Genomic DNA, 10703 nt, shown 5'->3' with positions numbered 1-10703 from the left:
AAGGCAGTGTGTCAGGCAACATCTATGTCGACTGACACACTGCCTTCGCGAGCAAGCCCGCTCCCACATGGGTTGTGCGCAATTTCCGACCATGGCCGTCGGAATTGGTCAAAATTTGTGCTATATTCCGCGCCCGCGAAATTCAATGAAAGCCAACACCGGTTATCGACATGCAAGCAGCCAAGCCGTTATTTGACTATCCCAAGTACTGGGCCGAATGTTTCGGACCAGCGCCGTTCCTGCCCATGAGCAGGGAGGAGATGGATCAGCTCGGCTGGGATTCCTGCGACATCATCATCGTCACCGGTGATGCCTACGTCGACCACCCGTCGTTCGGCATGGCGATCATCGGCCGGCTGCTGGAGTCCCAGGGCTTCCGCGTCGGGATCATTGCCCAGCCGAACTGGCAGTCCAAAGACGATTTCATGAAGCTCGGCGAGCCGAACCTGTTCTTCGGTGTCGCGGCCGGCAACATGGACTCCATGATCAACCGCTACACAGCGGACAAGAAAATCCGTTCCGACGACGCGTACACGCCGGGTGGTCTGGCCGGCAAGCGTCCGGACCGCGCCAGCCTGGTCTATAGCCAGCGCTGCAAGGAAGCCTACAAGCACGTGCCGATCGTGCTCGGCGGCATCGAAGCGTCCCTGCGCCGCATCGCCCACTACGACTACTGGCAGGACCGTGTACGCAACTCGATCCTGATCGACGCCAGCGCCGACATCCTGCTGTACGGCAACGCCGAGCGGGCCATCGTCGAGGTCGCCCAGCGCCTGTCCTACGGTCACAAGATCGAAGACATCACCGACGTGCGCGGCACCGCGTTCATCCGTCGTGACACACCGCAAGGCTGGTACGAAGTCGACTCTACGCGCATCGACCGTCCGGGCAAGATCGACAAGATCATCAACCCGTACGTCAACACCCAGGACACCCAGGCCTGCGCCATCGAGCAGGAAAAAGGTCCGGTTGAAGATCCGCAGGAAGCCAAGGTCGTGCAGATCCTGGCCAGCCCGCGCATGACCCGCGACAAGACCGTGATTCGTCTGCCGTCGGTGGAAAAGGTCCGTAATGACGCAGTGCTCTACGCCCACGCCAACCGCGTGTTGCACCTGGAAACCAACCCGGGCAACGCTCGTGCGCTGGTGCAGAAGCACGGCGAAGTCGACGTCTGGTTCAACCCGCCACCGATTCCGATGACCACCGAAGAAATGGACTACGTGTTCGGCATGCCTTATGCGCGCATTCCGCACCCGGCGTATGGCAAGGAAAAAATCCCGGCCTACGACATGATCCGTTTCTCGGTGAACATCATGCGTGGCTGCTTCGGCGGCTGCACCTTCTGCTCGATCACCGAGCACGAAGGCCGGATCATCCAGAACCGTTCCCACGAGTCGATCATTCGCGAAATCGAAGAAATTCGTGACAAGGTTCCGGGCTTTACCGGCGTGATCTCCGACCTCGGCGGCCCGACCGCGAACATGTACCGCATTGCCTGCAAGAGCCCGGAAATCGAATCCGCTTGCCGCAAGCCATCGTGCGTGTTCCCTGGCATTTGCCCGAACCTGAACACCGACCACTCGGCGCTGATCCAGTTGTACCGCAGTGCCCGTGAATTGCCGGGTGTGAAGAAGATCCTGATCGCTTCCGGCCTGCGCTATGACCTCGCGGTCGAGTCGCCGGAGTACGTTAAAGAGTTGGTGACCCACCACGTCGGTGGCTACCTGAAGATCGCCCCGGAACACACCGAGGAAGGTCCGCTCAACCAGATGATGAAACCGGGCATCGGCAGCTATGACAAGTTCAAGCGCATGTTCGAGAAGTACTCCAAGGAAGCGGGCAAGGAGCAGTACCTGATTCCGTACTTCATCGCCGCCCACCCGGGCACCACCGATGAAGACATGATGAACCTGGCCCTGTGGCTCAAGGGCAACGGCTTCCGTGCCGACCAGGTGCAGGCGTTCTACCCGTCGCCGATGGCCACCGCCACCGCGATGTACCACTCGGGCAAGAACCCGCTGCGCAAGGTCACCTACAAGAGTGACGCGGTGACTATCGTCAAGAGCGAGGAGCAGCGCCGACTGCACAAGGCGTTCTTGCGTTATCACGACCCGAAAGGCTGGCCGATGCTGCGTGAGGCACTGACCCGCATGGGCCGCGCCGACCTGATCGGGCCGGGCAAGAACCAGTTGATTCCTTTGCATCAGCCGTCGACTGACAGCTACCAGAGCGCCCGTCGCAAGAACTCGACGCCGGCGGGCAGCCATAAGGTTGCAGGGGAAAAGACCACCAAGATCCTGACCCAGCACACCGGCCTGCCACCACGTGCCAGCGATGGCGGCAACCCGTGGGACAAGCGTGAACAGGCCAAGGCTGCGGCGTTCGCCCGCAACCAGCAGGCGGCCAAGGAACGCAAGGATGCGGCCAAAGGCAAGGGGCCAAAGCCGACCCGCAAGCCGGTCGTGCCGCGCTAAGCCTCGCTTGAATTGAACAGAACGCCAACCTTCGGGTTGGCGTTTTGCGTTTCTGGAGGAGTAAAAGCTGTATCACAGCCTGAAAGTGGGGTGTGGCAACTGGCCTCTTCGCGAGCAAGCCCGCTCCCACAGTGTTCGAGGTTGCCCGCGATTGTGTGTTCGCAGCAGATCCCTGTGGGAGCGGGCTTGCTCGCGAAGAGGCCGGGTTTGGCAGCGACTATGCAGCTGAACGCCACAAATACGTGCAACTCTTGCAAGCCAATTCTGCGCATCGCCCGATTTTGGTGCTGTACTGCCTCAGGCAACCGAGGAAAGCGCCAGCATTGCTGGATGGCATAAGTCTTGCGCGCTTTCCAAATACGCTCAAGGCTCGCAGGAGGCACGCCGTGTCGATTCATGTCGCATTGCACCACGTCACGCATTACCGCTATGACCGCGCTGTCGAACTCGGCCCGCAGATCGTTCGCCTGCGTCCCGCCGCCCACAGCCGCACGCGGATTCTGTCCTATGCGTTGAAAGTCTCCCCCGAACAGCACTTCATCAACTGGCAGCAGGACCCTCAGGGCAATTACCTGGCGCGGCTGGTGTTCCCGGAAAAAACCGAAGAGTTGCGAATCGAAGTCGATCTGCTGGCCGAAATGGCGATCTTCAATCCGTTCGACTTCTTCCTCGAACCCTACGCGGAAAAAATCCCCTTCACCTATGCCTCGGATGAGCGCAAGGAGCTGGCGCCGTACCTGGAAACCCTGCCCCTGACGCCGAAGTTCAAGGCCTACCTGGACGGCATCGACCGCACACCGTTACCCGCCGTGGACTTTCTCGTCGCGCTCAACCAGCGTTTGAGCGAAGACATCGACTACCTGATCCGCATGGAGCCCGGCGTACAAACACCTGAGCACACCCTCGACCAGGCCTCCGGTTCGTGCCGCGACTCCGCCTGGTTGCTGGTGCAACTGCTGCGCAACCTGGGGCTGGCGGCGCGTTTCGTGTCGGGCTACCTGATCCAGCTGACCGCCGACGTCAAAAGTCTCGACGGTCCGTCCGGCACCGACGTGGATTTCACCGACCTGCACGCCTGGTGCGAGGTGTACTTGCCCGGCGCTGGCTGGATCGGCCTGGATGCGACCTCCGGCCTGTTTGCCGGTGAAGGACATATTCCGTTGGCCTGTAGTCCCGATCCGTCCTCTGCGGCGCCGATCAGTGGCTTGGTGGAACCCTGCGAGTGCGAATTCAGCCACGAAATGTCCGTGGAGCGGATTTGGGAAGCACCACGGGTCACCAAGCCCTACAGCGACGATCAGTGGCTGGCGATCCAGGCCCTGGGCCGACGGATCGATGCCGACTTGCTGGAAGACGATGTACGCCTGACCATGGGGGGCGAGCCGACCTTTGTGTCCATCGATGACCCGGACGGCGCCGAGTGGAATACCGCGGCACTGGGGCCGGATAAACGACGGTTGTCCGCCGAACTGTTCCAGCGCATGCGCAAGCACTACGCGCCCCAGGGGCTGGTACATTTCGGGCAGGGCAAGTGGTATCCCGGCGAGCAACTGCCGCGCTGGTCGCTCAATTGCTACTGGCGCCGTGACGGCGTGCCGATCTGGCACAACAGCGCGCTGATCGCCGACGAGCAGGAGGATTATGGCGCCGACGGTGCGCTGGCCGGGCGTTTTCTGGCGAGCGTCGCCGAACGCTTGAAGATTCCGACACGCTTTGTGTTCCCGGCCTACGAAGACAATTTCTATTACCTCTGGCGCGAAGGAATGTTGCCGCATAACGTCAGCGCCGAAGACTCACGCCTGGAAGAGCCTTTGGAGCGTAAGCGCCTGCGCAAGGTCTTCAGTCAAGGCCTGGACAAGGTCATCGGCCAGGTTCTGCCGCTGGCGCGCACCGCCAAGGGCGACCAGTGGCAGAGCGGGCGCTGGTATCTGCGCGATGAGCACTGCCGTCTGGTGCCGGGGGATTCTCCACTCGGTTATCGCTTGCCGCTGGGTTCGCAGCCTTGGGTGAAGGCGGCGGAGTATCCGTTCATTTATCCGCAGGACCCGAATCAGGATTTCCCGCCGCTGCCCGACACAGGGCAGCTTCAGAGCCAAGGCGCCGCCGTCGCAGAAGACCGTGCGCCAAACATCGACGAGTCCGCCGATTGGCTGACCCGCACGGCGTTCTGCGCCGAGGCGCGGGAAGGCCGTTTGTACCTGTTCATGCCGCCGCTGGAACGGGTCGAGGATTACCTCGAGCTGGTCGCTGCCATCGAAGCCACCGCGCAAGAGCTGATGTGCCCGGTGTTGCTGGAGGGCTATGAGCCGCCGAGCGATCCACGCCTGAGCAACTTGCGCATCACTCCGGATCCGGGGGTGATCGAGGTCAACGTGCAGCCGTCCGCGACCTGGGATGAGCTGGTCGAGCGCACCGAATTCCTCTATGAAGAGGCGCGCCAGACTCGGCTGACCACCGAGAAATTCATGATCGACGGCCGGCATACCGGCACGGGCGGTGGTAACCATTTCGTGCTGGGTGGCGCGACACCGGGGGACTCGCCGTTTCTGCGTCGCCCGGATCTGCTGCGCAGCCTGATCAGCTACTGGCATAACCATCCGTCGCTGTCCTACCTGTTTTCCGGATTGTTCATCGGCCCGACGTCCCAGGCGCCGCGGGTCGATGAGGCGCGCAACGATGCCTTGTACGAGCTGGAAATCGCCTTCGCGCAGATGCCTGAAGCGGGTGAGGAGTGCCCGCCATGGCTGGTGGATCGACTGCTGCGCAACCTGCTGATCGATGTAACCGGCAACACCCACCGCGCCGAGTTCTGCATCGACAAACTCTATTCGCCGGACGGTGCCACCGGGCGCCTCGGATTGCTGGAGCTACGTGCGTTCGAGATGCCGCCCCATGCGCGCATGAGCCTGGTGCAACAATTGTTGCTGCGGGCGCTGGTTGCGCGGTTCTGGCGCGAGCCCTATGCGCCGCCGAAACTCGCGCGCTGGGGCACGGAGCTGCACGATCGCTTCCTGTTGCCGCACTTTATCGAGCAAGACTTCGCCGATGTCATCGTCGACCTCAACGCCGCCGGTTATCCGGTGCGGGCCGAATGGTTCGCCGCGCATCTGGAATTCCGTTTCCCCAAGGTTGGCGACTACGCCGTCAGCGGTATTGCGCTGGAACTGCGCCAGGCGCTCGAGCCCTGGCACGTGCTGGGCGAAGAGGGCGCCATGGGCGGTACGGTGCGTTACGTGGATTCGTCACTGGAGCGTTTGCAGGTCAGGCTCAGCGGCTTGCCGCCCCAGCGTTATCTGCTGACCTGTAATGGCATCCCGGTGCCATTGCATCCCACGGGGCGGGTCGGCGAGTTCGTGGCCGGCGTGCGCTTTCGAGCCTGGCAACCGGCCAACTGCCTGCAACCGACCATCCCGGTCCATGCGCCGCTGGTATTTGACCTGCTCGATACCTGGATGCAGCGATCGCTGGGCGGCTGCCAGTACCACGTCGCTCATCCGGGCGGGCGCAATTACGACAGCTTGCCGGTCAATTCCAACGAGGCCGAGAGCCGGCGCATGGCGCGTTTCTTCCGTATCGGACACACGCCAGGGAAGCTTCCTGTACCCAACATGGAAATTAACGACGAGCTACCGATGACACTCGATTTGCGACGTTTCTGAACCGTGCACGACGCTCGGATTTTTCGTATATCCGAGCGTCACGAGCCTGCGTTAGTCTGACCATTCATTGCTGTCTGCCGAGCTTTCCATGCCTGACCTGCTAGACCGCTACCCGCTGACGGCGGGCACCTATCATGAACTGCTCGACGACAGTGGCGCCGTGCGCCCGCACTGGCGCCGGCTGTTCGAACAGTTGCAACGCAGCACGCCGGCACAACTGGTGCAGCGTCAGGCCCTGCTGACCCGGCAGATTCAGGAAAACGGCGTTACCTATAACGTCTATGCCGACCCCAAGGGCGCGGACCGGCCGTGGGAGCTGGACCTGCTGCCCCATGTCATCGCGGCTGAGGAGTGGCAACAGTTGTCGGCCGGCATCGCTCAGCGGGCGCGGTTGCTCAATGCCGTGCTGGCTGACCTTTACGGTCCGCAACGGCTGATTGCCGAAGGTCTGCTGCCCACCGAGCTGGTGTTCGGTCACAACAACTTCCTTTGGCCCTGTCAGGGCATCAGCCCGCCTGACGGAGCCTTTCTGCACCTGTATGCCGTGGATCTGGCGCGCACACCCGATGGCCGCTGGTGGGTGACGGCGGATCGTACCCAGGCGCCTTCGGGAGCCGGGTATGCGCTGGAAAACCGCACGATTGTGTCCCGGGCCTTTCCCGAGCTGTACCGTGATCTGAAGGTGCAGCACCTGGCCGGGTTCTTCCGCACCTTGCAGGAAACCCTGGTCCGTCAGGCCCCGAGTGACGGAGACGCACCGTTGGTGGTGCTGCTGACACCGGGGCGTTTCAACGAAAGCTATTTTGAACATCTGTATCTGGCTCGTCAGCTCGGTTATCCGCTGGTGGAGGGCGGCGACCTGACGGTGCGCGATGCCACGGTCTACCTGAAGACCCTGAGTGGCCTGCGTCGGGTCCACGCGATCATGCGCCGGCTCGACGATGACTTCTGCGATCCGCTGGAGCTGCGAACCGACTCCGCCCTCGGCGTGCCTGGCCTGCTTGAGGCTGTGCGGCAGGGGCGGGTGCTGGTGGCCAACGCCCTCGGCAGCGGTGTGCTGGAATCGCCGGGTTTGTTGGGTTTTCTGCCGAAGATCAATCAATTCCTGTTTGGCGAAGAACTGATCCTGCCGTCCATCGCCACTTGGTGGTGCGGTGAAGCGCCGGTTCTGGCCCAGGCCCTGGAGAAACTTCCAGAGTTGCTGATCAAGCCGGCGTTTCCGTCCCAGAGTTTTGCACCGGTATTTGGCCGTGATTTGAGTGAAAAACAGCGCAAGGAGCTCGCAGAGCGCATGCAGGCGCGTCCTTATGCCTATGTGGCGCAAGAACTTGCGCAATTGTCCCAGGCGCCGATCTGGCAAGCCGAAGACGGTCAACTGCAACCCCGTGCCATCGGCATGCGCGTGTATGCGGTCGCCAGCCGCGAGGGATATCGGGTGCTGCCCGGTGGCTTGACCCGGGTCGCCGCCCAAGCCGATGCCGAAGTGGTGTCGATGCAGCGCGGCGGCGCCAGTAAAGACACCTGGGTGTTGGGCGAGCGTGCGCCTAGCGGCGAACAATGGAAGGCCCAACGCAACATCGGTGTGCATGACCTGGTGCGGCGCGATCCGTACTTGCCGTCGCGGGTGGTGGAAAACCTGTTCTGGTTCGGTCGTTACTGCGAGCGTTGCGACGACAGCGCCCGTTTGCTGCGCATCATGCTGGCGCGCTATGTCGATGGCGACGACCCGCAAGCCCTGCAGGCAGCGGTGGACCTCGGCGAGCGGCTGATGTTGCTGCCCGAGGAGGGCGAGTTGCCGGAACGCCTGTTGGCGGCGCTGCTCGGCGATGACTGGCCGTTCAGTCTGCGTTCCAACCTGCAACGCTTGCAGTGGGCTGCTTCGCAGGTGCGCGGCAAGCTCTCGCGGGAAAACTGGCAGGCGCTGGTGGAGTTGCAGCGCGAAGCCATGGAGCTGGAAACCGAAGAGCCGGATTTCGGTGAGTTGCTGGATTTTCTCAATCGTCTGGTGATGTCCCTGGCGGCGCTGTCCGGCTTTGCCCTGGACGACATGACCCGGGATGAAGGCTGGCGTTTCCTGATGATTGGTCGGCGAATCGAACGCCTGCAATTTCTCAGCGGCAGCCTGGCGGCGTTCCTGCGGGGCGCCGGGGCTTTCGATCAGGCCGGGCTGGAGTGGTTGCTGGAACTGGGCAACAGCAGCATCACTTACCGTTCTCGATACCTGGCGGTGGCGCAGCTGATCCCGGTGCTCGACCTGCTATTGCTAGACGAGCAGAACCCTCACGCCGTGTTGTTCCAGTTGAAACTGGTGACCCGCACACTCAAACGCCTCAACGATGACTTTGGCGTGCCGCGTGAAGCAGCGCTGCCGCAATTGGTCGAGCGTCTGGCGCGATTCGATCTGGGCTGCCTGGAAAACCCGCTGTTCGGCGACGCGAGTGTTCGCGCTGCCATCGAGGGGCTGGCCGCGCTGCTGCAAGAGATCGCCGACGCCAGCGGGCAAGTTTCCGATCGCCTGGCGCTGCGGCATTTCGCCCATGTCGATGATGTCAGCCAGCGCACGGTGTCCGTCTGATGAGCGCTCACTACCAGATTTTCCACGACACCCATTATCACTACGACAGCCCGGTGTCCCTGGCCCAGCAACTGGCGCATTTGTGGCCGCGGCCTTGCGTGTGGCAGCGCTGCACGGCTCAGCAGTTGCAGATCAGCCCTGACCCCACTTCGCGCCGCGATGAGCTGGATGTGTTCGGCAATCCGCTGACCCGGCTGGCGTTTGAACGTCCTCATGATGAGCTGCTGGTCAATGCCAGCCTCACGATCGAGGTACTTCCCCGGCCCGTGCTGGACTTCAATCTTTCACCCGCATGGGAAGACACCCGTAGCGCGCTGACTTACAGCAGTCAGCCACTGTCGCCCGAATTGCTTGAAGCCTGCCGTTACCGCTTCGAATCACCTTACGTGCATCTAAAGCGCAACTTCGTCGAATTTTCCGAGAGCTGCTTCCCGACGGGGCGGCCGCTGTTGCTCGGCGTTCAGGCGTTGATGGAGAAAATCTTCAGCGAATTTACCTTCGACGCCGAAGCGACCCAAGTCGCGACGCCGCTGGTAGAAGTGTTGGAGCGTCGGCGCGGGGTCTGCCAGGATTTTGCCCACCTGATGCTCGCCTGCGTACGCTCCCGGGGCTTGGCCGCGCGCTACATCAGCGGCTACCTGCTCACCCAACCGCCACCTGGCCAGCCACGACTGATCGGCGCCGACGCCTCCCATGCCTGGGTGTCAGTGTTTTGCCCGGTGCTGGGTTGGGTGGATTTCGATCCGACCAACAATGTGCAACCGGCACTGGAGCACATCACCCTGGCCTGGGGCCGGGATTTTTCCGATGTGTCGCCGTTGCGGGGGGTAATACTGGGAGGAGGAAACCACGACCCGGAAGTCCGGGTGACGGTGATGCCACTGGAATAACAGGGATCAAAATGTGGGAGCGGGCTTGCTCGCGAAAGCAATTTCATATTCAACAAGGATGTTGCCTGACACTGCGCTTTCGCGAGCAAGCCCGCTCCCACAGGGGATGTGCAGTGGTTTCTGGATAGGGGTGTTTCAGACTGGCCTGTGAGGGTCGGCAGCAAAGCTGCCAACCCTGGACACAGATCCGGTGGGCCTGATCAGATCAACCGGCCCGGAGGTTCTCAGGCGTCGGGCGCCGAGTCTTTCGGTGCATCAACATCGTCTTCTGCCGCCACTTCACCCTCAGGGTTCAGTGTCGCTTCTTCAGCTGTAGCTTTCTTGCGCTGAAGCTTTTCCTCTTTCTTCTGCTCCTTGGCCAAGTCTCTCTGACGTTTGGCGAAGGAATAATTAGGTTTGGCCATGGGCGATCCTCTGGGGTCGAAGGTGAGGTTGAGCGGCGCATATTCTGCCCTGTATCGGTGCCGAGCCGTTAGCTGGGTTTTTGCTCGGCCCATTTTGGCGCTATGGACGGTTGCCAGGCATCCAGAGCATCGAGCAGGGTTTGCGGCGATTCGCTCACTTGCAGCATGTCACGGTGCTGCTCGCGAACGAAGCCTTCGCCGACGATGTGATCAAGAAAAGACGTCAATTTGCTGTAGAAACCATTCACTTCCAGCAAACCCAGCGGTTTGCCGTGGTAGCCGAGCTGGCCCCAGGTCCAGACTTCGAACAGCTCTTCGAGGGTGCCAAGGCCACCGGGCAGTGCGATAAAGGCATCGCTGAGCTCGGCCATCCGCGCCTTGCGCGCGTGCATGCCATCGACGACTTCCAGGCGAGTCAGGCCGCTGTGGCCGATTTCCTTGTCCTTGAGGCTTTGCGGGATGATGCCGATCACTTCACCGCCGGCCGCCAGGGCCGCATCGGCGACGATGCCCATCAAGCCCACGGCGCCACCACCATATACCAGGGTCAGCTTGCGCTCGGCCAACGCCCGGCCAAGGGCCACGGCTGCTTCGCGGTAAGCCGGGTTGGTGCCGGTGCTGGCACCACAAAATACACAAACGGATGTTAAAGACATGCCTTGCTCCTTGGTCGATCAGGGCCACAGAGTAAAGGCAGGCGC

Annotated in this window: 6 protein-coding genes; 4 read left to right on the top strand and 2 right to left on the bottom strand. The window is 61.9% G+C overall.

Annotation, left to right across the window (positions count from 1 at the left end):
• Positions 1 to 170 precede the first annotated feature (170 nt).
• From KGA98_RS16810 to KGA98_RS16795, 4 genes are all read left to right on the top strand, one after another.
• On the top strand, positions 171 to 2474 hold the full coding sequence (locus KGA98_RS16810) for a YgiQ family radical SAM protein (protein ID WP_007994999.1): 2304 nt from the start codon (positions 171 to 173) through the stop codon (positions 2472 to 2474).
• A 386-nt stretch (positions 2475 to 2860) separates the two neighbouring features.
• Positions 2861 to 6133, top strand: coding sequence for a DUF2126 domain-containing protein (locus KGA98_RS16805; RefSeq protein ID WP_223502851.1), 3273 nt, complete (start codon positions 2861 to 2863; stop codon positions 6131 to 6133).
• 88 nt (positions 6134 to 6221) lie between these two features.
• Positions 6222 to 8708, top strand: a complete 2487-nt coding sequence (locus tag KGA98_RS16800; protein ID WP_223502850.1) for a circularly permuted type 2 ATP-grasp protein — start codon at positions 6222 to 6224, stop codon at positions 8706 to 8708.
• Complete coding sequence (locus tag KGA98_RS16795) at positions 8708 to 9598, top strand: transglutaminase N-terminal domain-containing protein (RefSeq protein WP_223502849.1); 891 nt, start codon at positions 8708 to 8710, stop codon at positions 9596 to 9598. The genes KGA98_RS16800 and KGA98_RS16795 overlap by 1 nt, the downstream gene beginning before the upstream one ends.
• Positions 9599 to 9822: 224 nt before the next feature.
• Here the strand turns inward: KGA98_RS16795 and KGA98_RS16790 are convergent, their stop codons facing one another.
• Positions 9823 to 10002 carry a hypothetical protein gene (locus tag KGA98_RS16790; protein WP_057712230.1) on the bottom strand — a complete coding sequence of 60 codons (180 nt, stop codon included), beginning with the start codon at positions 10000 to 10002 and terminating at the stop codon, positions 9823 to 9825.
• Between the two features lie 68 nt (positions 10003 to 10070).
• Positions 10071 to 10658, bottom strand: coding sequence for a TIGR00730 family Rossman fold protein (locus KGA98_RS16785; protein WP_057712229.1), 588 nt, complete (start codon positions 10656 to 10658; stop codon positions 10071 to 10073).
• Positions 10659 to 10703: the final 45 nt, after the last annotated feature.

This window comes from Pseudomonas sp. BF-R-24, assembly GCF_019947335.1.
In the GTDB taxonomy this organism is placed as follows: domain Bacteria; phylum Pseudomonadota; class Gammaproteobacteria; order Pseudomonadales; family Pseudomonadaceae; genus Aquipseudomonas; species Aquipseudomonas jessenii.
The sequence above is the reverse complement of the archived record's forward strand: the minus strand, read 5'-3'. Positions and strand labels throughout refer to the sequence as shown.